At 65.8% G+C, this 24,160-nt stretch carries 22 protein-coding genes; 11 read left to right on the forward strand and 11 right to left on the reverse strand.

Features of this window, described 5'->3' with window-relative positions; translation table 11 throughout:
- The first annotated feature begins 25 nt into the window (after nt 1-25).
- The 4 genes from MF4836_RS00525 to MF4836_RS00540 all read left to right on the forward strand — a co-directional run bounded on the left by MF4836_RS00525 (nt 26) and on the right by MF4836_RS00540 (nt 4,692).
- The gene (locus MF4836_RS00525; RefSeq protein WP_078468605.1) at nt 26-961 is read left to right on the forward strand and encodes a ketopantoate reductase family protein; all 936 of its coding nucleotides are present in this window, start codon (nt 26-28) and stop codon (nt 959-961) included.
- A gap of 43 nt (nt 962-1,004) precedes the next feature.
- Nucleotides 1,005-2,480: an aldehyde dehydrogenase family protein gene (locus MF4836_RS00530; protein ID WP_078468606.1), complete on the forward strand. Its 1,476-nt coding sequence runs from the start codon at nt 1,005-1,007 to the stop codon at nt 2,478-2,480.
- Between the two features lie 118 nt (nt 2,481-2,598).
- Complete coding sequence (locus MF4836_RS00535) at nt 2,599-3,852, forward strand: OprD family porin (RefSeq protein WP_078468607.1); 1,254 nt, start codon at nt 2,599-2,601, stop codon at nt 3,850-3,852.
- A gap of 126 nt (nt 3,853-3,978) precedes the next feature.
- A complete protein-coding gene (locus MF4836_RS00540; protein WP_078468608.1) occupies nt 3,979-4,692 on the forward strand; it encodes a GntR family transcriptional regulator in 714 nt (237 codons plus the stop codon).
- Nucleotides 4,693-4,695: 3 nt separating this feature from the next.
- Here the strand turns inward: MF4836_RS00540 and MF4836_RS00545 are convergent, their stop codons facing one another.
- Nucleotides 4,696-5,646 carry a PDR/VanB family oxidoreductase gene (locus MF4836_RS00545; RefSeq protein ID WP_078468609.1) on the reverse strand — a complete coding sequence of 317 codons (951 nt, stop codon included), beginning with the start codon at nt 5,644-5,646 and terminating at the stop codon, nt 4,696-4,698.
- 108 nt (nt 5,647-5,754) lie between these two features.
- On the reverse strand, nt 5,755-6,813 hold the full coding sequence (locus tag MF4836_RS00550) for an aromatic ring-hydroxylating oxygenase subunit alpha (RefSeq protein WP_078468610.1): 1,059 nt from the start codon (nt 6,811-6,813) through the stop codon (nt 5,755-5,757).
- A 415-nt stretch (nt 6,814-7,228) separates the two neighbouring features.
- Between MF4836_RS00550 and MF4836_RS00555 the strand changes: the two genes are divergently transcribed.
- Complete coding sequence (locus MF4836_RS00555; RefSeq protein WP_078468611.1) at nt 7,229-9,796, forward strand: sensor domain-containing protein; 2,568 nt, start codon at nt 7,229-7,231, stop codon at nt 9,794-9,796.
- Nucleotides 9,797-9,813: 17 nt separating this feature from the next.
- Here the strand turns inward: MF4836_RS00555 and MF4836_RS00560 are convergent, their stop codons facing one another.
- Both MF4836_RS00560 and MF4836_RS00565 read right to left on the reverse strand, forming a co-directional pair.
- Entirely contained in the window at nt 9,814-10,449 is a 636-nt protein-coding gene (locus tag MF4836_RS00560; RefSeq protein WP_178102905.1) for a LysE family translocator, read from the reverse strand.
- An 80-nt stretch (nt 10,450-10,529) separates the two neighbouring features.
- The gene (locus MF4836_RS00565) at nt 10,530-11,378 is read right to left on the reverse strand and encodes an AraC family transcriptional regulator (RefSeq protein WP_078468613.1); all 849 of its coding nucleotides are present in this window, start codon (nt 11,376-11,378) and stop codon (nt 10,530-10,532) included.
- Between the two features lie 184 nt (nt 11,379-11,562).
- Here MF4836_RS00565 and MF4836_RS00570 point away from each other — a divergent pair, with 184 nt between their 5' ends.
- Entirely contained in the window at nt 11,563-12,330 is a 768-nt protein-coding gene (locus MF4836_RS00570) for an AraC family transcriptional regulator (RefSeq protein WP_020300684.1), read from the forward strand.
- Nucleotides 12,331-12,333: 3 nt separating this feature from the next.
- On the opposite strand, the gene MF4836_RS00575 is transcribed toward MF4836_RS00570, so the two are convergent.
- Genes MF4836_RS00575 through MF4836_RS00585 form a run of 3 tightly spaced genes read right to left on the reverse strand, consistent with a single transcriptional unit; the run spans nt 12,334 to nt 16,482 of the window.
- Entirely contained in the window at nt 12,334-13,911 is a 1,578-nt protein-coding gene (locus MF4836_RS00575; protein ID WP_078468614.1) for a DHA2 family efflux MFS transporter permease subunit, read from the reverse strand.
- Complete coding sequence (locus MF4836_RS00580; protein WP_078468615.1) at nt 13,904-15,022, reverse strand: HlyD family secretion protein; 1,119 nt, start codon at nt 15,020-15,022, stop codon at nt 13,904-13,906. Before MF4836_RS00580 ends, MF4836_RS00575 begins: the two co-directional genes overlap by 8 nt.
- Nucleotides 15,019-16,482 carry an efflux transporter outer membrane subunit gene (locus MF4836_RS00585; protein WP_078468616.1) on the reverse strand — a complete coding sequence of 488 codons (1,464 nt, stop codon included), beginning with the start codon at nt 16,480-16,482 and terminating at the stop codon, nt 15,019-15,021. Before MF4836_RS00585 ends, MF4836_RS00580 begins: the two co-directional genes overlap by 4 nt.
- Nucleotides 16,483-16,713: 231 nt before the next feature.
- Between MF4836_RS00585 and ykgO the strand changes: the two genes are divergently transcribed.
- Together ykgO and MF4836_RS00595 are read left to right on the forward strand one after the other, a co-directional pair.
- Complete coding sequence (gene ykgO, locus MF4836_RS00590; protein WP_020297337.1) at nt 16,714-16,863, forward strand: type B 50S ribosomal protein L36; 150 nt, start codon at nt 16,714-16,716, stop codon at nt 16,861-16,863.
- A 123-nt stretch (nt 16,864-16,986) separates the two neighbouring features.
- Nucleotides 16,987-17,721, forward strand: coding sequence for an HNH endonuclease (locus MF4836_RS00595; RefSeq protein WP_161955720.1), 735 nt, complete (start codon nt 16,987-16,989; stop codon nt 17,719-17,721).
- 62 nt (nt 17,722-17,783) lie between these two features.
- Here the strand turns inward: MF4836_RS00595 and MF4836_RS00600 are convergent, their stop codons facing one another.
- On the reverse strand, nt 17,784-18,497 hold the full coding sequence (locus MF4836_RS00600) for a murein L,D-transpeptidase catalytic domain family protein (RefSeq protein WP_078468618.1): 714 nt from the start codon (nt 18,495-18,497) through the stop codon (nt 17,784-17,786).
- A gap of 168 nt (nt 18,498-18,665) precedes the next feature.
- Here MF4836_RS00600 and MF4836_RS00605 point away from each other — a divergent pair, with 168 nt between their 5' ends.
- Both MF4836_RS00605 and MF4836_RS00610 read left to right on the forward strand, forming a co-directional pair.
- The gene (locus tag MF4836_RS00605; RefSeq protein ID WP_078468619.1) at nt 18,666-20,237 is read left to right on the forward strand and encodes a L,D-transpeptidase family protein; all 1,572 of its coding nucleotides are present in this window, start codon (nt 18,666-18,668) and stop codon (nt 20,235-20,237) included.
- Between the two features lie 88 nt (nt 20,238-20,325).
- Nucleotides 20,326-20,775, forward strand: a complete 450-nt coding sequence (locus tag MF4836_RS00610) for a hypothetical protein (RefSeq protein ID WP_078468620.1) — start codon at nt 20,326-20,328, stop codon at nt 20,773-20,775.
- Between the two features lie 42 nt (nt 20,776-20,817).
- Here the strand turns inward: MF4836_RS00610 and MF4836_RS00615 are convergent, their stop codons facing one another.
- A complete protein-coding gene (locus tag MF4836_RS00615) occupies nt 20,818-21,390 on the reverse strand; it encodes a hypothetical protein (RefSeq protein ID WP_078468621.1) in 573 nt (190 codons plus the stop codon).
- A gap of 109 nt (nt 21,391-21,499) precedes the next feature.
- Nucleotides 21,500-22,933, reverse strand: coding sequence for an MFS transporter (locus MF4836_RS00620; protein ID WP_078468622.1), 1,434 nt, complete (start codon nt 22,931-22,933; stop codon nt 21,500-21,502).
- A gap of 124 nt (nt 22,934-23,057) precedes the next feature.
- On the opposite strand from MF4836_RS00620, the gene MF4836_RS00625 reads away from it, so the two are divergent.
- Nucleotides 23,058-23,780 carry an ArsR/SmtB family transcription factor gene (locus MF4836_RS00625; protein WP_078468623.1) on the forward strand — a complete coding sequence of 241 codons (723 nt, stop codon included), beginning with the start codon at nt 23,058-23,060 and terminating at the stop codon, nt 23,778-23,780.
- Nucleotides 23,781-23,797: 17 nt separating this feature from the next.
- On the opposite strand, the gene MF4836_RS00630 is transcribed toward MF4836_RS00625, so the two are convergent.
- Nucleotides 23,798-24,037 carry a hypothetical protein gene (locus tag MF4836_RS00630; protein ID WP_153050169.1) on the reverse strand — a complete coding sequence of 80 codons (240 nt, stop codon included), beginning with the start codon at nt 24,035-24,037 and terminating at the stop codon, nt 23,798-23,800.
- Nucleotides 24,038-24,160 lie beyond the last annotated feature (123 nt).

Below are 24,160 nucleotides of genomic sequence, written 5' to 3' on the forward strand. Positions count from 1 at the left end.
CCACTCATTCTGAAACGGAGGTTCGATGAATATTTCCATTCTCGGGGCGGGGGCCATGGGCTCCCTGTTCGGCGGCCTGCTGGCGCGGAGCGGGCAGCAGGTCACCCTGCTGGACATCAACGACGCGCACCTGCACGCCATACGCCGCGAGGGTTTGCGCCTGGAGACCGACAACGGCGACCAGCGCGTCAGCGGCCTGGTCGCCTGCCGCCCGGAGCAGGCGCCGGGCCAGCCCGATCTGTTGCTGGTGTTCACCAAGAGCCAGCACACCGACAGCGCGCTGCGCGGCATCGCCGGGCATATCGGCGCCCAGACCCGGGTGCTGACCGTGCAGAACGGCCTGGGCAACGCCGAGGCCCTGTGCCGCCACGTCGCCCCGGAGCAGGTGCTGATCGGCATGACCAATTGGCCGGCGGACATGGTCGGCCCGGGCCACGTGCGCTCCCATGGCCAGGGCATGGTCCGGGTGTGGTCGGCGGACGGCGTCGAGCGCCCGGCCAATGCCGAGGTGGCGGCGGTGCTCGAGGGTGCGGGCTTGAACTGCGCGCCGGACCCCGAGGTGTGGACCTCGATCTGGGAGAAGGTTGCCTTCAATGCGGCCTTGAACAGCCTCTGCGCAGTGACCGGTTGCACCGTGGGTCAGTTGGATGGTGCCTCTGAAGGTGTCGAACTGGCGCGCGCGATCGTGCTGGAGGTGCTGGCGGTTGCGCAGTCGGCGGGGGTCGCGACTGATACCCAGCGTTGCCTGGACAGCGTGGCCTACGCCATCGCCCATCACCGCACGCACCAGCCGTCGATGTTGCAGGACGTGCTGGCCGGGCGCTCGACGGAGATCGGCGCGATCAACGGCGAGGTGCTGGCCCGGGCGCGTCAGGCCGGCGTCGCCGTGCCCCATACCGCCACCCTGCTGGGGCTGGTGCGGCTGATCGAGGCGCGAGCTTCGGGCGCCGTGCACGAATGACCGCCGCAGCGAATTTACCCATTCTGTTTCCAGGAGACGTGACATGAGCAATTCCCCAGCCGTTTACGCTGATCTGCACCTGCAACCCATCGCCGCCCAATGGCGCGCTGGCGCCGGGGGTAAAACCCTGGCGGTGAGCAACCCGTACGACGCTTCGCTGTTGCTGGAGATTCCCCAGGCCAACCGCGCCGACCTCGACGCCGCCTACCGCAAGGCTGCCGAAGTCCAGCCGCAGTGGGCAGCGCTCGGGCCGTCGGCACGGGCGGCGGTGCTGCATCAGGTGGTGGCGGTGTTCGACCGGCGCCGCGAGGAAATCATCGACTGGATCATTCGCGAGTCCGGCAGCACCCGGCTCAAGGCCCAGTTGGAATGGGGCGCGGCGCGGGCGATTGCCCTGGAGTCGGCGTCGTTTCCGGCGCGGGTCCACGGGCGCATCGTCGAGTCCGATGTGCCGGGCAAGGAAAGCCGGGTCTACCGCAGCGCCCTGGGGGTGGTGGGGGTCATCAGCCCGTGGAACTTCCCGCTGCACCTGACCCAGCGCTCCATCGCCCCGGCCCTGGCCCTGGGCAACGCGGTGGTGGTCAAGCCGGCCAGCGACACTCCGGTGTGCGGCGGCCTGTTGCTGGCGCGGATATTCGAAGAGGCCGGATTGCCGGCCGGGGTGCTGAGCGTGGTGGTGGGGGCCGGCAGCGAGATTGGCGATGCCTTTGTCGAGCACACGGTGCCGTCGCTGATCACCTTTACCGGGTCGACCCCGGTGGGGCGCGGTATCGGCCGCATCGCCAGCGGCGGCGAGCACCTCAAGCATGTGGCCCTGGAACTGGGCGGCAACAGCCCGTTCGTGGTCCTGGCCGACGCTGACCTGGAGCACGCGGTGAATGCGGCGGTGTTTGGCAAGTTCCTGCACCAGGGGCAGATCTGCATGGCGGTCAACCGCATCATCATCGACGACAGCCTGTACCCGGCGTTTGCCGAGCGCTTCGTGGAGCGGGTCAAGGGGCTCAAGGTCGGTGATCCGAATCTGCAGGACACGGTGATCGGCCCGGTGATCAACCCCCGTCAGTTGCAGGGCCTGCAGGAGAAAATCCGCCTGGCCCGGGCCGAGGGTGCCGAGCCGCTGTACGAGGGCGGCGGCCAGGGCAACCTGCTGGCGCCCCATGTGTATGGCGAGGTCACGCAGGACATGGACCTGGCGCGCAACGAAATCTTCGGCCCGCTGGTGGGGCTGCTGCGCGCGCGGGATGAAGCCCATGCCCTGGAGTTGGCCAATGCCAGTGAGTTCGGGCTGTCCAGCGCGGTGTTCAGCGCCAGCCTGGAGCGCGCGGTGGGCTTTGCCCGGCAAATCCGCGCGGGCATGACCCATATCAACGACATCCCGGTGAACGATGAGGCCAACGCGCCCTTCGGCGGGGAAAAGAACTCGGGCCTGGGGCGCTTCAACGGCGACTGGGCCATCGACGAGTTCACCCGCGATCACTGGATCAGCGTGCAACACCAGCCGCGTCAGTATCCCTTTTGATGCGTTAGCCCACTGATTCAAGCCCGGTCCAGCCGGGCCTTTTTGCAGCCCTGTCGGGCGGGCCTTCGGCGGCCTGCCGGGGAGCGGCTGCGCCCATGAAAAACGGAGAACAATAAGAATGAGCACCCCATTGACCTTCACCCGTTCGCTGTTGGCGGCGGCCATGACCTCGGGCCTGTGCCTGCCGGTACTGGCAGCCGAAGACGGTGGTTTTTTCGAAGACGCCAAGACTGAACTGCTGCTGCGCAATTACTACTTCAATCGTGATTTTCGTGACTCGGGTGCACCCAAGAGCCAGGTCGAGGAGTGGGCCCAGGGTTTCATTCTCAAGTTCAGTTCCGGCTACACCCCGGGCACCGTGGGTTTTGGCCTGGACGCCATCGGCATGTTCGGCGTCAAGCTCGACAGCAGCCGCGCGGTCAGCGGTTCCGAGCTGTTGCCGGTGCATGATGATGGCAAGGCGGCGGACAACTTCGGGCGCGCCGGGGTGGCGGCGAAGATGCGCATCTCGGCCACGGAGTTGAAGGTCGGCGAATTGCTGCCGGACATCCCGCTGCTGCGCTACGACGACGGCCGCCTGCTGCCGCAGACCTTTCGCGGGGCCATGCTCGACTCGCGGGAGATCAGCGGCCTGGGCTTGCAGGCCGGGCAATACAAGGCGGTCAGCCTGCGCAACTCGTCGGACATGCAGGACCTCTCGGCCTGGGCTGCGCCGGGGGTGACCTCGGATGCCTTCAACTATGTCGGCGCCGAGTATCGCTTCAATCAGCAGCGCACCCTGATCGGCGCCTGGCATTCGCAGTTGGAAGACATCTACCAGCAAAGCTATTTCAACCTCTTGCACAAGCAGCCGGTGGGGGAGTGGGTGCTGGGGGCGAACCTGGGGTATTTCATCGACAAGGACGACGGCCGCGCGCGCATCGGCGAGGTGCAGAGCCGGACCGCCTATGCCTTGTTCTCGGCCAATACCGGTGGCCACACCCTGTACCTGGGCCTGCAGAAAGTCAGTGGCGACAGCCCCTGGATGTCGGTCTATGGCAGCAGTGGCCGGACCCTGGGCAACGATATGTTCAACGGCAACTTCAGCAACGCCGACGAGCGTTCGTGGCAGGCGCGCTACGACTACAACTTCGCCGCCGTGGGCGTGCCCGGGTTGCTGGCGATGGTGCGTTATGGCCATGGCGAGAATGCCACGACCAAGGTCGGCAGCAACGGCAAGGAATGGGAGCGCGACACCGAAGTCGGCTACACCTTCCAGAGCGGCAGCCTGAAAAGCCTCAGCCTGCGCCTGAACAACGCCACCAACCGCCGCAGCTTCAACAGCGATTTCGACCAGACCCGATTGATCGTCAGCTACCCGTTGTCCTTCTAATTCTGCAGCCGCTACCGCCAGGCTCGGGCCTGGCGGTAGCGGCTGCAGGACACCGGGTGATCGCTTGCTGCCGCCGGCGCGAGGCTTGCGCTACTATGGCGGCCCGTCTTTTGTGGAAGTGCCTGGATGAGTAAGCCCGGTCAAATGGTGCTGGTTGCGCTGCGCAAGATGATCGCCTCGGGCGAGTTGGCGGCGGGTGAGCGGTTGATGGAGATTCCCACCGCCGAGCTGTTCGGCGTATCACGGATGCCGGTGCGCATGGCGTTTCGCACCCTGGAGCAGGAAGGCCTGCTGGTGCGTTTTGGCGGGCGTGGGTTCCAGGTGCGTTCGGTGAGTGCCGACGACATCGCCGGCGCGGTCGAGGTGCGTGGTGTGCTGGAAGGTTTGGCCGCGCGCCAGACTGCCGAGCGCGGCCTGTCTGAGTCTGCGCGGGCGACCTTGGAGTTGTGCCTGGCCCAGGGCGATCAGCTGTTCGACAAAGGCTATGTCACCGAAGACGACCTGGAGGCCTATCACGACCTCAACATGCGCTTTCACCAGGTGATCGTCGAAGGCAGCCACAACCCGGCCATCGCCGATGCCCTGGCGCGCAACGACCATCTGCCGTTCGCTTCGGTAACCGCCCTGGCGGTGGATCGCAATGACCTGGGCCGCGAGTACCGGCGCTTCAATTACGCCCACATGCAGCACCATTCGGTGTTCGATGCGCTGGTCAATCGCCAGGGCGCGCGGGCCGAGGCGATCATGCGCGAGCACGCCAACGCTACCTTGCGCTACGCCGAGGTGTTCGGCGCGGCCACCAGCGACGAGCGGATGAAAGTCATTCTGCGGACGCAGTGACGCTCAGATATCCAGCACCAGCAGCGGAGTTTTCGAGCGTGAGCAGCACGGGGTGAACTGGTCGTTGAGGGCCTGTTCTTCCTCGGTCAGAAACAGATCGCGGTGCTCCGGCACACCTTCCAGCACCCGGGTCAGGCAGGTGCCGCAAATGCCCTGTTCGCAGGACATGGCAATCTCCACCCCATGCGCTTGCAGCACTTGCACCACGCTGCGATCGGCCGGTATTTCATAGACATGGCCGGTGCTGCCGAGCTTCACCGAAAAACGACCATCGTTGCTGCTGTCCACGGGCGCCGCGGCAAAGTATTCGCGGTGCAGGCACTCTTCGCGCCAACCCTGGGCGCGGGCGCTGTCCAGCACGTATTGCATGAAACCGCCGGGGCCGCAGACGTACAGATGCACATGCTCCGCCGGCCCGGCCAGGACCTTGGCGGCGTCGAGCGCAGTCTGCGGTTGCTCATCGAAATGCAGGAATACCCGCTTGGCAAACGGCGAATCCTTGAGGCGCTGGACGAATGCCGCGCGCTCGCTGGCGCGGGCGCAGTAATGCAGCTCGAAGTCGGCGCCGCTGTGGGCCAGGCGTTCGGCCATGCACAGGATCGGGGTGATGCCGATGCCCCCGGCGAACAGCAGGCTGCGCCTGGCTTCATGGACCAGGGGGAACAGGTTGCGCGGTTCGCTGATGCGCAACCGGCTGCCGACCTGGACCTGGGCATGCAGGCTGGCCGAACCGCCCCGTGAGGCCGGGTCCTTGAGCACGCCGATCAGGTAGCGATGGCGTTCTTCAGGGTGGTTGCACAGCGAGTACTGGCGCACCAGGCCATCGGGCAGGTGCACGTCGATATGGGCGCCGGCGCTGAAGGGGGGCAGGGGGCTGTCGTCGACACTGGCCAGCTCGTAGCTGCAGATGTCGAGGGCTTCGTTGTTGCGGGATACCACCAGCACGTCAATCATGTTCGGTCCTTGGAGTGTTGCCGCCAGGCAGAGGGCTCACTTCTGTTTATTCGTCACTGCGGCGCTGCAGGCAGGGCATGCGCGGTGGGCAAGGCCGCGCCCCAGGGCTTACTGGGCGCTGGCGATCAGCTGCGGTTCGGCGCTGCGTTCCTGGGCGATCAGGCGCTCCAGAACTCGGCGCGACTGCACGCCGCCGGCATCGATATTGAGCTTGAGCAGGTTGCGCGTCGGGTGCGCGAGCAGGTTCTGCTGCTGGCGTTCGAGCATCTCCAGGTCTTCGCTGAAGATCTTGCCCTGGCCTTCGCGGATGCTCGCGGTCAGCTCCTGGTCCTGGGGGTTGAAGTTGCGTGCCATGCCCCAGAAGTACCAGATCGAGGTGTCGGACTCGGGGGTGATGAAGTCGACGACGATGCTCGATGCCTTGTATTGCGGATCGGCGTGGTAGCCGCCCTTGCCGGCATGGGCCACGCCGACTTCGATCAGCACGTGGCTGGGCGGGGTGAAGCGGCAGATCTGCCAGCGGTCCACCGGCACGTCGTCGGCCACGTTGTTGCCCCGCAGCGCCATGCGCCAGAACGGCGGGGCCATGATGTTTTCCATGTGTCGCGCCGTTACCACTTCATCGCCTTCGACCGTGGTCACCGGCGGCGCTTCGTCGATTTCCTTCTGGCCGATGCTGGAGGCGTGGACGTAGGTTTCGTGGGTCAGGTCCATCAGGTTGTCGATCATCAGGCGGTAGTCGCAACCGATATGAAACAGGCCGCCGCCGTAGGCCCAGTCGTCGCTGACCGCCCATTCCAGGTGGTGGATCAGCGCCGGGTCGGCCTGGGCCTGGTCACCGGGCCAGACCCAGATAAAACCGTAACGCTCGACCGCAGCAAAGGTCTTGTTGCACGGAAAGCCGCGTACCCGCTGCCCGGGCATGGCCACCGTCTTGCCGTCGCAGCCCATCACCAGACCGTGGTAGCCGCACACCAGGTTGCCGTTTTCGACATACCCCAGCGACAGTGGCGCGCCGCGATGGGGGCAGAAATCTTCGATCGCGCTGATCTGTCCTTCCAGACCGCGATAAAAAACCATTTTTTCACCGCAAATCTGTCGGCCCAGGGGCTTGTCGGTGATTTCATCGGCGGTGCAGGCAACATACCAGGTGTTTTTGGGGTGCATGGGAGGTCTCCAGGCTACGGCTTGTTTTTATTTAATGGATCCATTAAAGATCGGCGGCCAGTGTCTGGTCAATCACTGTACCGGCTGTAAATGGGTTTAATTGGGCGATTATCGGACGTTTGGTTGTTGTTAATGGATCCACTGAGGTGTGCTTCTGACTACGACTAAAACTGGTGGTCTCCACCCTCAGGCGCTTTTCGAATTTGTCCGAATCGACTGAAAAGGGCTGCCGGTTCAGGATTTGCCGCCGTGGTCGGGGCCTGGCGGGCACTTGCCATTGGCCGTGACAACGAACAGCATCGCGAAAGCGCCGGTGTATCGTGGTTCGGGCCAGCTCGGTCTGCTGCCCAATAGTGGGTCGCGCCTGCATCAACTCGGCCGCGCGGAATGGATTTGCAGGAAAAGGAGCAGGGCAATGGTGTCTCAAGTTCACGTCGATGACGCTAGTTCGGTCAGCCACAACGCTTTGTTGGGCGCCCTGGATCGGGCCATGGCGATCGCCGAATTTTCCGCCGAAGGTATTTTGCTCAACGCCAACCCCAACTACCTGCTGCTGTTGGGCTACAGCCGCGACAACGCGCTGGGGCTGCATCACCGGTCCTTTTGCAAGGGGCTGTATGCCGACTCCGAGGCGTACCGCCTGTTTTGGGCAGGGCTGTTGGCCAGCCAGACGTTTTCCGGGATCTGCGAGCGCCGTCGCGGTGACGGCAGCACCTGCTGGCTGGAGGCGACCTACACGGCGATTCTCGATAAAGCCGGCAATGTGGAGCGGGTGGTCAAGGTCGCCACCGATATCAGCCTGCGCCACCAACGGGAAAGCGAACTGGCCGAGCACAACCGGCGCCTGTCCCTGGTGGCCGGGGCCACTGACTCCGGGGTGCTGATTGTCGGCGCGGACTGGCGGATCCAGTACGTCAACAGCGGCTTCAGCCGCATGTTCGGCTGGCAGCAGGAGGACCTGGCCGAGCGCTCGCCCATCGAATTGCTGGCGGCCAATGCCAACGCCCACTACATCGACTATGTGCGCCTCGAGCTGCTGGCTGGCCGCTCAGTGCGGCGCGAGGAAATCGTCGTCGGCAAATCCGGCCAGCGCTACTGGATCAATGTGGTGGCCAACCCGGTAATGGGGGAGGACGGGCGTCTGGTCAGCGTGGTCTCGGTGCTGACCGATATCACCCAGTCGAAGATGTATGAAGTGCTGCAGCACAACGCCCTGGAAGCCATGGCCAGCGAACAGCCGCTGGCCCAGGTGCTGGAGCTGATCTGCCGTGAGGTGGAGCGCATCGCACCGGAAGTGGCGGCCTCGATCCTGGAAGTCGACGAACATGGCTGCCTGCAATCGTTGGCCGCGCCGAGCCTGCCGGCGGCCTACAGCGCGGCGCTGTGCGGCGTGCCGATCGGGCCCAGCGTGGGCTCCTGCGGCACTGCGGCGTTTCGCAACGACGCGGTGCTGGTCACCGATATCGCCAACGACCCGCTGTGGGCCGACTACAAGCACCTGGCCCTGGAGCTGGGGTATGTCGGCTGCTGGTCGACACCGATTCGTTCCAGCCAGGGGCGGGTGATCGGCACCTTCGCCTTTTACTTTCGCGAGGCCCTGGTGCCGGACCTGTTTCACCAGCAGATCGTCAATTCCTGCGTGCACCTGTGTGCCCTGGCCTTGCAGCGGGAACACGCGCGGGCACGGATTCGCCAGCTGGCGTTCTACGATGCCCTGACCGGCCTGCCCAACCGCAGCCTGCTGCAAGCCCGGGCCGACCAGGCGATCAGTGCGGCGCGGCGCGACAGCTCGCAGTTGGCGGTGCTGTTCGTCGATCTGGACCGCTTCAAGAAGGTCAACGATTCCCTGGGCCACCCGGCGGGGGATGAGCTGTTGCGGATCGTCGCCGGGCGCCTGGAGCGCGAGTCACGGGAGTCGGACATCGTCGGCCGGCTGTCGGGGGATGAGTTCGTATTGATCCTGCCCGATTGCGATTCGACCCAGGTCGCGGCCCAGGCCGAGCAACTGCTGCTGGCCCTGGGCGCGCCGTGCCTGGTGGACGGGGTGTCCGTGGCCTGCTCGGCGAGTATCGGCATCAGTGTGTTCCCCGGCGATGGCCGCGACATGGAGACCCTGCTGCGCCGCGCCGACATGGCCATGTACCAGGCCAAGTCGGGCGGCCGTGGCCAGTTGAGTTTCTTCAGCCATGAACTGAACCTGCTGGCCCAGGAGCGCCTGGCCCTGGAGACAGCCCTGCGCGAGGCCCTGCAGAACAACGGCTTGCGCCTGCATTACCAGCCGCAGATCGACCTCGCCAGCGGCCAGCTGTGTGGGGTCGAGGCCCTGGCCCGCTGGACCCACCCGCAGCTGGGGGAGATTTCCCCGGCGCGCTTTATTCCCCTGGCCGAGGAGTGCGGGCTGATTGCCGACCTCGGGCGCTGGGTACTGGCCCAGGCCTGTCGCCAGTTGAGTGACTGGCGGCGGCGGGCACTGGCAATCCCCTCGGTGTCGATCAACCTGTCACCCACCAGTTTCCACAACCTGGACCTGCCGCGAATGATTGCCGACACCCTGGATCACCACGGACTGGTGCCCAGGGACCTGACCCTGGAGATCACCGAAGGCGTGCTGCTCGACACCAACCCCAGCACCCTGAAGACCATCGACGAAGTGCATGCCCAGGGCGTGCGCCTGTCGATGGACGACTTCGGCACCGGCTATTCGAGCCTGAGCTACCTGCGCCGGTTGCCCCTGAGCGAGCTCAAGCTCGACCGCAGTTTTGTCTCCGACCTTGAAGATGACAGCGCGGCCCGGGCCTTGAGTGCGGCGATCATGGGCATCGGCAAGAGCCTGAACCTGACGGTGGTGGCCGAAGGCGTGGAGACCGCTGGCCAGTGCCTGGTGCTCAAGGACCAGGGCTACTCGGTGGCCCAGGGTTACCTGTTTGCCCGGCCATTGGCGCCGGAGTCGCTGGAGGCCTGGCTGAGCGCGGCCATGGCCTGAGGGGCCCGGCGACTGGTTCAAAGGCGCAAGGCCAGGGCGCCGATAACGATCAGCGCCAGCAGGATCAGGATCGCCCCGCACACGCGTTCCAGCCACGGCAGCACCTGGGAAAAACGCCGCAGCACGCGTTGATTGCCGATGGCCAGGGCCACCAGCAAGTCCCACAGCAGCACGGCGGCGAACATCCACAGGCCGTAGAACAGCTTCCAGCCGGGCGAGGTGTCGGCACTGACCAGAGACGCCAGGCTCACGTAGAACAGGGCGTTCTTCGGGTTCAGCAGGCCTGACAGCAGGCCCATGCCCAGGCCGCGCCACCACTGGCCACGGCCACGGGTTGCCGGCGCACCCTCGGCGGCGACCGGACCCAGGGCGCTGCTGCCGGCGTGCCGAATAAACATCCCGCCCATGTACAGCAGGTAGCCACAGCCGGCCAGTTGCAAGGTGATAAACACCGCGCTGTCGGCATGCAGCGCCGAGACCCCGGAAAATGCCGCAAGAATGAACACACCATTGGCCAGGGCGATACCCAGGCAGGCACCGGTGGCGGACTTCCAGCCAGCGGCCATGGACAGGCGCGCGACCAGGAAAAAATCCGGACCGGGGGACAGCAACGCCAGGAAATGCGCGGCGGCGACCATCAGAAACTGCTGCAACATGGGCAAACTTCCAGGGACAGGGGGCGCCAGTGTGCGCAGCGGCCCCGAGCCCTGTATTGAAGAAAATTGCGCGCGGCTCAGCTGCGATACAGCCCCGGGGTCACCCCGACGTGGGCCTTGAACACACGCTGGAAATGCGCCTGGTCGGCAAACCCCAGGCGGTAGGCAATCGACGCCATGCCCTGGCCTTCGCGCAGCCAGTGGCGCGCCTGGTTGATGCAGCGGTTGAGCTGATAGGCGTGGGGCGTCAGCCCGGTACTGGCACGAAAGGCCCGGATCAACTGGTAGCGGCTCATCCCTGCCATGGCTGCCAGTTCGGCCAGGGGCAGCAGGCTGTGGTTGTCGTGCTGCAAGAAGGCCATGAGCCGCTTCAGCTCGCCGCTGGCCAGCGCAGGGTTGGCGGCGATGTCGATCCGCTGCGCGGCGCCATCGTGATCGCCGATGAATTCGATCAGCGCGGCGTCTTTTTCAGCGCTGCCCGCAGCAGAAAACAACAGCCGATTGAGTTGGCAGAAGCGCTGGTAGAGTGCCGGGTCGTGGCTGATCAGCACCGGTTCGGGGGCGCTGTCCCCGGCGTGGGTTTCGGCCCTGAGGGCTGCCAGCCACTGCGCATCCAGGTGCAGCATCTGATAGCTCCAGGCGGTCTCCGGCAGCGGGTTGCAGGCGTGCACGCAGCCGGCGGGGACAAACACCAGGCTGGCGCTGCGGATCAGCGTCGGGCCATCTGCCGCCCCGGTGAAGAGGCTGGCCCCCTGGTCCACCGCGCCGATGGAGTAGGTCGGATGGCTGTGGGGCTTGTAGTTGGCGCGGCTGTGGCAGGCACGGCGGCTCTCGACATGGGGCAGCGCCGGGTCGCGCCAGAACTGGGCGATGGCGGTCTCGGGCGCGGCCCTGGGCGTAGCGGGGAGGTGAGCCGGTTGAGCCATGCGCGGAGGGGGTCCTGAAGTGTTGGAGCGGTGGGGCATGCTCTCATATTTTTGGCATCGTACCAGGGGGCCTTGCGTCGCCTGGGTTGGCGCTATCGCACGAAACGCTGGGTTGTTATTCTGTTTTGGTCATTTTTGCCGTGGCCTTCGTGTCGCGCTCCCTGAACCCTGAGGCGTTTCCTGCATGTCCGATTCGGCGTTTGCCTCCTCTTATGAATGCGCGGCGATGCCGGTCACCGGCGTTGCGGTGGACTATCCCAATGGCCATGTGATCCCGGCCCACCGCCATGACCGGGCGCAGTTGCTGTATGCGATCGAAGGCGTGCTGGTGATCGAGACCCAGGCCGGGCGCTGGGTGGTGCCGCCCAGCCGTGGGGTGTGGCTGATGGCCGGGGTCGATCACACCGTGCGCATGCGCGGCGCGGCCCGCATGCGCAGCCTGTTTATCAACCTCGATGCGATTGCGGGCCTGCCCCAGGGCGATTGTGTGATCGAGGTTTCGCCGCTGCTGCGCGAGCTGATCCTGGCCGCCACCGCGGTGCAGGAGCACTACCAAAGTGACAGCCGCGAAGGGCGGATCATGCGCTTGATACTCGATGAGCTGCGCTGGCTGCCGGTGCTGCCGTTCAACCTGCCCTGGCCTCAGGAGCCGCGCATGCTGCGGGTCTGCCAGACCCTGGCCGCCGACCCCGCCGACAACAGCACCGCCGAACACTGGGCCGACCGCCTGGCGATGAGCGGCAAGACCTTTCACCGCCAGTTCCAGCGCGCCACCGGCATCACCTTCGGCCGCTGGCGGCAGCAGGCGCGGCTGCTGCTGTCCCTGGAATGCCTGGCCCAGGGTATGCCGATCGTGCAAGTGGCGTTGCAGCACGGTTACGACAGCCAGAGCGCCTTCGCGGCGGCCTTCAAGCGCCAGTTCGGGGTGCCGCCGTCGCTGTTCTACCGTTGACCGTCACGACCGGCGCAGCACCAGCCCGGCCAGCACACAGGCCAGCATCGCCAGCCCGGCCAGGTAAAACGCATCGCTGTAGGCCATCAGCATCGCGTCGCGGTGCACCAGGCGCTCCATCAGCGCCAGGGCTTGCTGGCGCAAGGGGCCGGCGGCAGCGCCGTGCAGGGCGCTGGCGTAGTCCATCGGCACATGGCTGAGCATGCGCACCATGTCCACCAGCCGTTCCTGGGTCGCCTGGGCAAAGGGCGACACCGCCTCGCCGATGCGCTGGGCGTGAAGTTTTTCGCGCTCGACCACAATCTGGCTCGACAGCGCGATGCCAATCGCACCGCCGACGTTGCGCACCATCGAGAACAGGCCTGAGGCCGAACCCACCTGGTCTTTTTCCAGGCCCTGGATCGCCATCACCCCCAAGGCCACCACCACCAGCGACTGGCCGATGCCACGCACCACCAGCGAGGGCACGATCACGTTGGCCGCGGCATCCGGGTTGAGGTGGATGTTCATCAGGCAGCCCAGGCCGGTGATGGCAAAGCCGAGGATGATGATGGTGCGGGCGCTGGTCCAGCGCATCAGGCGCGGGGTGGCGAATGACATGGCGAACTGGATCAGGCCGTAGGGGATCATCATCAGGCCGATCTGCCGCGCGTTGTAGCCGTGGATCTCGGCGAAGTAATTGGGCACCAGGAACACCACGCCGAACACCACCGCGCCGAAGGTGAATTGCATCAGGCTGGCCAGGCCGAAGTTGTAGCGGCCCAGCAGGCGCAGGTTGATCAGCGGGTGCTCGCGGCGCAGTTCGATGCAGACAAACGCCAGCAGCCCGATCACCGCCAGCGCCGCGCAGTTGGCGATGAAGGTCGAGGCGAACCAGTCGTTGCGACTGCCTTCCTCGAGCATGATCTGCAACGCCGAGAGCCCCACGGCCATGGTCGCGATACCGAACCAGTCGCCCTGGCGCAGCTTGTGCAGCATCACCGGCTGCGGCCGCACCGACCAGCCGATCGCCGCCAGCAGCAACAGCCCGGGCGGCACTTGCAGGTAGAAGATCCAGCGCCAGGAGTAGGCGTCGGTCAGCCAGCCCCCCAGGGACGGCCCGGCGGCCTGGGCGACATTGTTGGCCACGGCGAACAGGGCCATGCCCATGGGGTGCCGCGCGGCCGGCAGCTCGGTGACGATGAGCTGGAACGACAGCGGAATCAGCACCCCGCCAAAGGCGCCCTGCAGGGTGCGGGCGATGATCATGGTCTGGATGTTCGGCGCCAGGGAGCAGGCAATCGAGAACAGCACGAAGCCCGCGGTGCCGACCATCATCACCCGGCGCATGGAGAACACTGATACCAGCCAGCCGGTCATGGGGATGATGATGATTTCGGCCACTAGGTAGGCGGTGGTGATCCACGAGCCTTCCTCGAAGGTGGCGCCGAGGGAGCCGCGCACATCCGGCAGCGAGGCGTTGGTGACGTGCACATTCATCCCGGCCATGAAGCAGCCGACCACGCTGCCCAGCACCGCGACCCAGGTGCGCAGGGAAATGGCCGGCGCGGCCTCGCCAGTCTGCTGTCCAGGGTTACTCATGGTGGGTGTCCACGCTGACGATCACCGACATGCCGGGGCGCAGTTCAGCCGCGCGCGGCTGCCCCGGTTCCAGGCGGATGCGCACCGGCATGCGCTGCACGATCTTGGTGAAGTTGCCGGTGGCATTGTCCGGTGGCAGCAGGGCGAACTGGGCGCCGGACGCCGGGGCGAAACTGTCGACCCGGCCCTTGAGTTCCAGGCCGCCCAGCGCGTCCACTTCGATGTGCGCCGGTTGCCCGGGGCGCATGGCGTCGACTTGGGTTTCCTTATAGTTGGCCACCACATAGGCCGCTTCGGGCACCACGGCCAGCAGCGGCGCCCCAGCCTCGACGTATTGACCGATGCGCAGGCTGCGCTGGCCGGCGGTGCCGTCGACCGGGCTGCGGATTTGCGTGTGTTGCAGGTCGATCCGGGCCAGTGCCAGCCGCGCCCGGGCCTGGGCCACCGCCGCTTGCGCCTTGTCGTGGCGAGCCTGGGCGAACTGCTGCTCGGTGTCGATGATCGCCACTTGTGCACGGCGCGCAGCCAAGGCAGCGCGGGCTGACGCCAGGGCGGCATCGGCCTTGCGGGTATCGGCCTGGGCACGCTCCAGCTGCTGGGCGCTGCTGACTTCCTGGGCTGCCAGGTGTCGCTGCCGGCGGTCTTCCTGGTTGGCCTGGCGCGACTCGGCTTCGGCGGCGCGGGCGCGGCCTTCGACTTCGGCAATCAGGCTTTGCTGCTGGCGCTGGCGTGCCGCCAGGTTGGCGATGCGCGCCTGTTGCGCGCGGGTTTCGGCCAGCGCTTCGTCGACGGCCGCCTGGGCCTGATCGACATGGGCCTGGTAATCCGGGTCTTCGATGCTGGCCAGCAGGTCGCCGGCTTTGAGTGCCTGGTTGTCCTGCACCCGGACCTCGGCCAGGTAGCCGGAGATCCGTGGGGCGACCGTGACAATGTCGGCCCGCAGGTAAGCATCGTCGGTCTCAATCTGGAAGCGTCCGTTGCGCCACCAGTGCACGCACCAGGCGACCAGCAGCAGGCCGGCCAGCACCGATGTGGCGTAAATCAGCACGCGGCGCCGGGTCATGGCGCGCGCGGGGGCCGCAGTCGAAGCGGGAGCGGGGGTATCGGTCATTGCGGGTACTCGCTTTCAGGCAAGGTGGAAGAGTGGCGGGCGAGCCGCGTGGCACGGGCGATCGGCGGCGCTTCACGCCAGCCGCCGCCCATGGCCTTGAACAGCAGCAACTGCGCGTCCATGACCTGGGCATCGGCGCCGGCCAGTTCGGCCTGGCGTTGCACGTCACGGCGCTGGGCCTTGAGGTATTGCTGGGCAGTGCTGGCACCGGCGGCGCGGTCCAGGGCTGCCAGGCGCAGGCGTTCGGCGCTGTACTGCGCGGCCTGGCGCCAGGCCTGTTGCTGGCGCAGCGCGGCGTCGTAGTCGACCAGAGCCTGTTGCAACTCCTTGAGGGCCGCCAGCAGCGTGCCGTCGAAGCGTGCCAGGGCGGCGTTTTCCATGGCGCTGGCCTGGGCGATGCGGGCCCGGGCGCTGCTCAGGTTGGGAAAACTCCACGACAGCAGTGGCCCCAGGCTCCACACGGTGGCCCCGCTGTCGCCGTAACCGTCGGGGTGATGGGCGGAGTTGAGCACGTTGGCCCCCAGGGAAACCCGTGGGTAGAGGTCGGCCCTGGCCACGCCGATCCGCGCGGTGGCGGCGCCGAATTGGCGCTCGGCCTGGCGCACGTCGGGGCGCTGGCGCAGCACCGCCAGGCCATCCAGGCTTGGCATCGAGGCGGCCAGGGTCGGTGCGGCCTGACAGGCCAGCGCCTGGGAAGGCGCCGCGCCAGGCGGGCGGCCCATCAGCAACGCCAGTTCGCCCAGCGCGCGCTGCCGCCCGGCCTCCAGCGCCGGTACGCGGGCTTGCAACTGGCCGACCCGCTCCTGGGCCCGGGCCACTTCCAGCGCGCTGCCTGCACCGGCGCTGTGCAGGCTCGACGCCAGGGCCTGGCTGCGTTCGGCCAGGCTCAGGGCGTGCCGGGGGATGCTGGCGCGCCGGGCGTAGTTGCAGGCATCGAGCCAGGCGCCGGTGGTCTGTGCGGCCACCAGCACCCGCAGCCCGTCGGCGGCGGCCTGGGCGGATTCGGCGTCGGCCTGGGCCGCGCGGCTCAAGGATTGCAAACGGCCGAAAAGGTCGAGTTCCCAGGCCACCGCCAGACCCAGGTGATAGCGGCTGCCGGTGCGAATGTGCGAGCTCTGGTTGAGTGCCGCTTCCAGTTGATCGTCCGCCGAGCTGCCATAACCGGCATCAGCGCTGAAGGCGGTTTGCGGTTGGCCCTGGGCGTCGGCCTCCTGCAGCCATGCGCGGGCTTGCAGCAGGTTCGCCGCCGCCACTTGCAAGTCCCGGTTGTGAATCAGCGCCTGCTCCACGGCGGCGTTCAGCGCCGGGTCGCGATACAGGGTCCACCACTGGTCCGGGAGTGGGCTGTTGACGCTGGCGGCGGCAGGGGGGGCAGGGCTGGCTGTGGGCTCGCTCCAGCTGGCGCAGCCATTGAGCGTCGCAAAAAACAAGGCCAGCAGCGACCGTCGATAGAGATCCATGGGGCGCACTCTTGTAAGGGGTGCGGCCACTCTAGAGAGCCGGTCAATCGACCGTCTAACGTGAACTCCCAATCATTTATCTTGAAATGGACATTCTGTGGCCGAGGCCGAGGCGCGTGCCAACGCAAAGGTTAGGGCTGCTGGGGGTTTCAACTCAGGAGTTGATAATTATTCTTATTGGTGATTATGATATGTTATTACATATTTTTAAGCCCCCTCAGGAGCCTCACCATGAAAGTGCTTTCATCCCTCAAAGAAGCCAAGAATCGTCACCGCGACTGCCAGATCGTCAAGCGTCGCGGGAGGATCTACGTGATCTGCAAATCCAACCCGCGCTTCAAGGCGCGCCAGGGCGGGGCGAAAAACAAGAACAAAGGCTGAGCCGCGATCGGCCCCGGGCATTCACCCTGGGTCAACGCTCCCTGCTCAATGCCTCACAGGCTGCTTTCTCGGGGCGCTGGCTTGTCGTATGTTTGCGGGCTGTTTCCGACATGGAGGTTTCCCGTGAGCAAATACCAGCCCCTTGGCGATTATTTCAACGCCCTGCGCACCGACTCAGTGACCCTGACCTTCACCGAGATCGAGAACATGCTGGGTTTCGAATTGCCGGACTACACCCAGACCCATACCGCCTGGATCAATGACCCGCAGCGGCCTCAGGCCAAGCAATGGCTGGACGCAGGCTTTCTTAAAGATCGGGTAGATTTTACCCGCCGCGAAGTGTCGTTTTTTCGGGCCCAGCCCCGGATACCGAGCCCGGAGCAAGCCGAGCAGGCAGCGCCCGCCGAGGACATCCGTGACCAGGCCCTGGCTGATGAGCAGCAGCGTCAGATCGAACAGGACCCCAGTCTTAGCGCCACTGAGAAACAGCGCCTGATCCGCTCCCGCATCGGCCAAGACCTGTTTCGCCAGCGAGCGCTCCAGATCGAGCCGCGCTGCCGGCTGACCGGGGTGAGCGCGAAAAACTTCCTTATCGCCAGCCATATCAAGCCCTGGAAAGACTGCAATAACACCGAGCGTCTCGACGGCAATAACGGGCTGATGCTCGCCCCCCACGTCGACCGGCTATTTGACCGGGGCTGGATTTCGTTCGAAGACAGCGGCGAGTTGCGGGTGTCGGCCCAGGCCGCTGAAGTGCTGGGCGCCTGGCACTTGCATGGCGACCTCACGCCCACGCCGTTCAATCCGCAGCAGGCGGTTTACCTGGCCTACCACCGGCGCGAGGTATTCAAGCCCTGAGGACGTCCAGTCGTAAAAAAGCCCTGGCACTGCAGGGCTTTTTTGTGGGCGCGCCGGTGGCCTCAACCGCCTTTGGCACTGACGATGCTCGCCACCTGGCGTGGCTGGCAGTTGAGGTAGGCCGAGGACTTGAGCCAACGCTGGTCGGGGTACCAGGAAAACATGAACTGGCCGTCCTTGAGCTTGTCGATAACCTGGCGGGCCACTTGCGGGCGCACTGCCGGGCAACCCTGGCTACGGCCGATGCGGCCCTGGCGCTGGCTCCAGAGCGGGTTCACGTAGTCGGCGGCATGAATCACGATGTCGCGATCACGGGCCCGGTCGTTGAACCCCGGTTCCAGGCCGTCCATGCGCAGCGAATAACCGTGGCTGCCTTCATAGCTTTCCTGGGTGCGGAACAGGCCCAGGCTGGACTGATAGCTGCCCAGGCGATTGGAAAACTGCGTGGCGAAATTTTCCCCGGACTTCTGCCCATGGGCCACCAGGTCGCGCAGCACCAGAGTCTTTTTACGCAGGTCGAAGATCCACAGGCGGCGTGCCGTGGACGGTTGCGAGTAGTCGATGACGGCCAGGTGCCGGGCTTGGCGGGCACCGCTGTTGACCGCGCACTGCATGGCGCTCAGGGCGCTTTTGAGGGCTTGTGGATTGAGTTCCGGGGCGGCGTGGGCGAGGCTGTTGAACATCATCGGGCTTGGGGTGCCGACGGCGAACGCGGGGCTGCAGATGGCCCCCAGGGTCGTCGCTGCCAGGCCCAGGCGGCGCAGAAAAATCAGCATGGGAAGCGGTCTGTATAGCGGTCGGTAAAAAGAGTCCCTACCATTGCGTTGGCTCCTGACATTCTGTGGTTCCCCCGCCAGCGCTTGCTACGCTTGGCCTGCTGGTTCGCGGCAACGGTTGCCGAGGTTGATCCGTCCTATGACGGCCATGGATTTGGAGTAAAGCAGTTGTTCAAAAAAACCGCATGTTACTTGAGCCTTTGCCTGCTCGCTGCGCCATTGGTCGCGACCGCCGACGAACCGATAGTCGATCCCACCAGCCCCGTGCAGTCGGCATTCACCCAGTTATCCCTCGCGTGCCCGGCCCTGGCTGTGCAGATGGACGGGCCGACCCGAAGCCTGTTGCAGGCGTTTTACCAGCAACACAATGACCTTGAAATCTGGTCCGCCGACGGACGCGTGGCGGCCTTGCAGGCACAATTGCAGCAGTTGGCCGATGACGGCCTCGACCCGGCCAGCTACCCGTTGCCGGCGGATGCGGCGACCCCCGGTGCGTGGTGTGCCGAACTCGATACCAGCCGGCAATATCTCAAGGCCCTGCAGGACCTGCACTACGGCCGTTTGTCGCAGGCGCGTTTCGAGCCGCTGTGGCACGCCAGCCAGGCGCCCGCCGAGCGTGAGGCCGAGCTCCTGGCGCTGGCTGCTCCGGGGCTTGCGGACCTTGCCAGCGCATTCCAGCAGGCGCGCCCGGGCATCGAGCTTTATCAGCGCCTGCGCCAGCTGTATGCCGAGCAGCGCCAGCAGCCGCTGCCCCAGTGGCAGCCCCTGGCCAGCGGGCCGTTGTTGCGCCCGGACATGCAGGACGCGCGGGTTCCCGCGTTGGCCCAGCGGCTGTTCAGCGAGGGCTACCTGAGCAGCCCCCTGGCCACGGACGATAACGCCTATGGCCCGGAGCTGGTAAACGCGGTCAAGAGTTTCCAGCTCAACCATTCGCTGCAGGCCGACGGGGTTGTCGGGCAGGGCACCTTGAATGAACTGAACATCAGCCCTGCCGTGCGCCGTGGGCAATTGCGGGTCAACCTCGAGCGGTTTCGCTGGCTGGCCCAGGACCTGGAGCCCACCAGCCTGCTGGTGAACGTCGCCGCGGCGCAGTTGAGCGTGTACCAGGATGGCGTGCCGGTATGGCAGACCCGGACCCAGGTCGGACGGGCCGAGCGCCAGACGCCGCTGCTCAAGTCCCGGGTTACGCGCCTGACCCTGAACCCGACCTGGACCGTGCCGCCGACCATTCTGCGCGAAGACAAGCTGCCGCAGATCCGTCGCGACCAGACCTTCCTCAGCCGGCAGAACCTGCAGGTGCTGGACAGCGAAGGGCACCCCCTGGCCGCGGACCAGATCGACTGGGACAACCCGGGCAATATCCTCTTGCGCCAGGACGCCGGGCCGCGCAACCCGCTGGGGAAAATGGCGGTGCGCTTTCCCAACCCGTTTTCGGTGTACTTGCACGACACCCCGAGCCAGGCACTGTTCAGCAAAGGGCCGCGGGCCTTCAGCTCGGGCTGTGTGCGGGTCGAGCAGGTCATGCAGTTGCGTGATTGGCTGCTGAGCCCGGCCGAACGGGCGCGTACCGATGAGTTGCTGGCGACCGGCCTGACTCATGAGTTCCGCCTGGCCAAGCCGGTGCCGATCCTGCTCACCTATTGGACGGCGCAGGCCGACAGCTATGGCCAACTGCTGTATGCCCCGGATATCTACGGGCGGGATGCGGCGCTGCTGGCGGCCCTGGGCGGTAAACCCTGAAGGCTCAACTTGCGGAGCGGGGTTGATAACGGGTGTAATGTTGTTTTGGCATCACCCAGTCAATTCATCGCTTCGCAAGGAAACGGACATGAAATTATTTGCACCGACGCTTCTCCTTTTGGTCTGCGCGTCGGCCAGTGCCGCAACAGGGGAGTGGCAATCGGGTTGGGGTCAGGGCAAGACAGAGTTTTTCGCGGGGGATGAAAGCACCAGTTACTTGAACTTTGCCTGTGACGCCGACGATGAAATGAGCCCGGTCAGCGGCTCGGCAACCATCGCCGGCCAATCGTTCTACTCCCACAACGACAAGGGCGGCTTCGACGTGATCGTCGACGGCGTCGAGTACAGCAACCCGTTCTACGTTGAGTGCAATGCGTGCTCGGGGTACTTCCCGGAGTTCTGGGCGGCCATGCGCAAGGCGAAAAAGATCGAGCTCAAGGCCGGCGCCCTGACCAGCTCGGTGCCGACCAAAGGCCTGAGCAAACTGCTCAAACCCTACAACTCGAAAGAAAACCCATGTGGCACCGGGGCCTGGTAATTCCCCCCGAAGCTGATCAGCCCCGCCTAAGTGCGGGGCTTTTTATTGCTCGGCGTCGCACTCGACATCGCCCGCGCCCATATGCTCGAAACCCGTCAGCGTGATTGAGGTCGAGCCCGGTGAACCATCACCCAGGGGCGATGCGGGCGACGACTCGATGTGCGCGGTCATGATGTTTTCCGGCAGGCCGCCTTCGGGTGGTGCGGAGCCTTCGGTATCGGGCAAGCCAAAGGCCTGGCGCACCTGGGCGGCGTCGAGTGTGCCCTTGAGGGTCAGGGTCAGTTGCTGCAACTCCCCGTGTTCCCAGGTCAGCTCGACGTCCGTCGCCAGCGGGTGGACCCTGCTGGCCAGGCGCGGGGGAAACGCCGGGCCTTCGTCGTAGCGATCTGTGTCGTGGCACGGCCCGGTCGGCGCCTGATAATGGCTCAAGGCGCAATTGAAGCGCGGGTCGCGGTGGCCCAGGGTCTTCTCCAGGTAACAGCCCAACTCGCCGGAACTCATGCGTGGCCAGGCCAGCACATTGAGGTTCGGTGCCTGCAACTCGGCCCCCGGAGCCTGGCCGGCAAAGGCCAGTAGCAAGCCGAGAAGCATGAGACGGGGGTGGCGGTTGAGCATTTTTCGGGTACCTGGACGAGGGGCTGGGCGGTGGCCAAAAGCAGGCGAGACGATACGCGAGTCCTGAGGGCTCGGTCAGCTCCCCCGAAGACAAAATACGCATCCGCCCTTATCGAGGGCGTCGGCGTGGCTGCGCCGCCCGCGCCATGACCTTGCCCCAGACCAGCGCCGCGAACAGCGAAAGCCCCGCCGCGGCCCACAGTGCCGCCGACAGGCCGGTCGTAAAGGATGGAAGAGCCGTCGCCAGCGAACCGAAGATCGCGACGCCCAGGGCTGCCCCGGTTTGCCGCGCAGTGTTCAAGGTCGCGGCTGCCACGCCGGCCGCCTGGGGCGCCACGGCCTCCATGGCAGGCGCGGTGGCCGCCGGCGAAATGAAGCCCGAGGCCAGGCCGATGGCGATCATCGAGAGCAGGTTCGGCAGGCTTCCCCCCTGCATCAACCCCAGCGCCCCCATGGCATACAGCACAAACGCCGCGCACATCGGCCAGCGCGTACCGCAGGCCCGAACGACGCGGTGTGAGAGCAGGCTGGCCAGCGCGACCATTGCGGTCAATGGCACAAAGGCCAGCCCGGCGTGCAGCGGCGAATAGCCCCGGATTTGCTGGAAGTCGAGGCTGGTGACAAAGAACAGGCCGTAAAACACTAGGGCCGACAGCGCGGACACCAGGGTCGAGCCGGCGAATATCGGTTGCCGAAACAGCGCCAGGGGCAGCATGGCATGGGGCGAACGGGCCTCGATCCAGACAAAGGCCAGGCCGGCCACGAGGGCAATGGCCGCGCCCGAGAGTATCAGGGGCGACGTCCAGCCCGGCGCCTGGCCTTCGATCAACACCCCGATCAGCGCGGCCAGGGCGACGCTGGCAGCGAGCTGGCCCGGCCAGTCGAAGCGCACGTTCTGCGGCGCCTGCGGATCGGCCAGCAGGCGCCAGGCCAGTACCACGCCACATATGCCCAGGGGCAGGTTGACGAAGAAAATACTGCGCCACCCCAGCCACTGGGTCAGCGCCCCGCCAATCAGCGGTCCGGCCGCCATCGCAATACCGCCGCAACTGGCCCATAGGCCGATGGCGCGCGCCCGTTGTTGCGGGCCGGGGCAGGCTTGATGAATCAACTTCAGGGAGCAAGGCACCAGCAGCGCCGCGCCAAGGCCTTGGGCGACACGCGCCGCGATCAGCATCCCCGGGCTTGCGGCAACCCCGCAGGCCAGCGAGGCGCAGGTGAATAGCAGCAGCCCGACCAGGTACAGCTTGCGCGCGCCCCAGCGATCACCCAGGGCGCCACCCGTCAGCAGGGCGCTGGCGAATGCCAGGGTGTAGGCACTGATGACCCACTGCAAGCCGCTGACCGTCACGTCGAGCCCGAGCGCCATGCTTTGCAGGGCGACGTTGACCACCGAGGTGTCGAGCATGATCAGCGCGTAGCTGAGGCTGGTGGCCAGCAACACCTGGCGCTGCTGGGCAGGCACGGGGATGGCGGTCTGTATTGCGGACGCAGGCGTATGGCGCGCGCGGTGCAGGAGCGGGGTATCAGTCGGGGCAACCATGGGCAGGATCCGGTACGGGGGGGGCGGCTTGCAGTCTAAGTACCCAGGACTGCCGGACGTTTCGTCACGCATCGAAGTGTCCGGGCAGGGTTCGGGCTACCATGGCCACCCCTGGAGACCGACCATGCCTGTGAACCCGACCCTTGCTTCCACTGCCTTCCTGATGGCCGACCCGGCCCGTGCGGCCATGCTGATGGCGTTGGTGGGCGGGCAGGCACTCCCGGCTGGCGAGTTGGCCTATGTGGCGGGCATCACCGCGCAGACTGCCAGCAGCCACCTGGCCAAGCTGCTGGGCGGAGGTTTGCTGGCGGTCGAGACCCAGGGACGGCATCGCCTGTTTCGCCTGGCCAGTCCCGAAGTGGCCATCGCCCTGGAAAGCCTGGCGGCGGTCACCCCGGTCCGCGACATCCGTTCGCTGGCCCCGGGGCGCCACGCCCGAGACCTGGGTTTTGCCCGCTGTTGCTACGATCACCTGGCGGGGCAGTTGGGCGTCGCCATGACCCAGGCGCTGCAGGCCCGAGGGGTCATCGAACCTGGGCCAGACCAGCAGTTCCTGATCACCGCTTCAGGCCAGGCCTGGTTGGCCGAATTGGGGCTGGACGTCACGCAGGTCAAAGCCAGCCGCCGTGGCCTGGCTCGGCAATGCCTGGATTGGACCGAGCGCGAACACCACCTGGCCGGGCCGCTCGGGGTGCAGTTGCTGAACCTGCTGTGCGCCAGGGGCTGGCTGCGCCGGGTGAAAGCCTCCCGGGCGATCCAGGTCACGCCCGAGGGCTGGGTCGGGTTGAAGGAGCAGTTCGGAGTCGATCAACAATCCCTTGAGACTCCGCGGCTGCCTGCGGATTGAACCTGCTCCGGCTGGGGTTATTCGCTGAATTGGAAGTCGAGCCAGCGATCCAGTTCGTTGAGGGTGTGGTGAGGCCTGTCAGGGATTCTCTCGAGTTTTGCAGCGATTATGTCTCGGTTTGAATCAGACAGCTCATAGCCGCGGGTTCTAAGGAAGTAATCGATGTAGTCCTCTATTTCCAGTGCCTCGGTGGATGAAACGAACACCTTGAAGAGCGCGCCCTGGTATTGCTTGCCATCGTCACGATTCCCGCCCAACACATCACCTCTAGGTTCTTGAAAGGGAAGTCGATTCCCTGTTTTAAGTATAGATCTGCTGCGAATCCGCCAAGGGGCCGGGCCGGTAAAAGTGGACGCTGGATCCGCCATTTCATAGGGGGC

This window comes from Pseudomonas sp. MF4836 (genome assembly GCF_002018875.1).
Taxonomy (GTDB): domain Bacteria; phylum Pseudomonadota; class Gammaproteobacteria; order Pseudomonadales; family Pseudomonadaceae; genus Aquipseudomonas.